This is a genomic window from Candidatus Similichlamydia epinepheli (genome assembly GCF_003056015.1).
The window spans coordinates 1-1,024 of the sequence record NZ_PPEU01000162.1; the positions used below are offsets into that span (position 1 = coordinate 1).

Here is a 1,024-nt window from a genome sequence, read left to right on the forward strand (position 1 = left end):
GATTGGTGAAGTGGGTGTTCAGGAGAATATACTTCTTCTCTAGTCCATTGGATACGAAATTGATCGTTTTGCACTCTTTCCGCATGTTCTATGGCTATTTCTTGTTTAGCAAGCTTAAGCTCTTCTGATCGTATGCTTGGATTAAGTAGTGCTGTTGAAAAAAGGTCAACACTCTCTTCGAAAAGAGCGAGAGGAGTAGACAGATAGTAGATGGTGTTGTCTTCCTGAACGGAAGATTCAAGGTATATTTTTTTTTGTTTTAGAAGATCTGTTAATGGTTTCTGTCCTACGTTTGCATTGAGGAAAAGTGTATGAGTGAGGACGTGAGCCAGCCCAAACACTTCACTTTTAGGACTTGCATATCCTGACGCAACAGCTAAGACCAAGTCACATTGGTCTGCTAATGGGTCAGAAATTAACACAAGCGAGGTGCCATTTTTTAATTGAATGCGTGACTCTTGCCTATTCTTTAGTTCATTTGAGGACGAATATTCCCTTTTGAAAGGGATTTCATTATGTAGGGAAGCGCCAAAGCAAGAGCCATGCGAAGGCGTAATACCTCCCCTCAGAAGGAACATGGGGCAGAAACAGCAGAACACATGAACGAATCGCATAGTTTCTCCAGGAAATAAGTTCATCAAAAGAGCCCCTCGAAATATCCTTTTTTTGTCGGAATTTCTGCAGTTGATTTGGATGAATTTCTTCTTATTCAAGCCATTGATTTTGCGAGTTGTATCACAGTAGTATAAGATGGACAAGCCCTGGAAGGGTTCTGCGCATTTGTTGAACGATGGTAAGAACTTCAGTTCTTATTTTTATCTTTAAGTTTGTAGCTTAGGATGTGCTTGGGACGCCTAAGGTAATCATGTTCCCAGTGAAGTAGCTTCGGTAGCTTTGCTGTGAACCGCTTAGCAAGAACATCGTATCCTCATTCCACTCGGGTTCTATATCGAAAAGTGTCACATCAGAGAATACAACTCCCCATGGACCGGAAGAGGTTAGAGACACATTGGTGATGTCTAGT

The 1,024-nt window shown here is 41.5% G+C and carries 2 protein-coding genes; both read right to left on the reverse strand.

All coding sequences use genetic code 11. From position 1 onward, the window contains the following. Window positions 1-638: insulinase family protein (locus tag GCCT14_RS05155; RefSeq protein ID WP_157952656.1), on the reverse strand; the 638-nt coding region annotated here is incomplete at its 3' end. 196 nt (window positions 639-834) lie between these two features. Further along, on the reverse strand, window positions 835-1,024 hold a 190-nt coding region (locus GCCT14_RS05460; RefSeq protein WP_204592962.1), incomplete at its 5' end, for a hypothetical protein.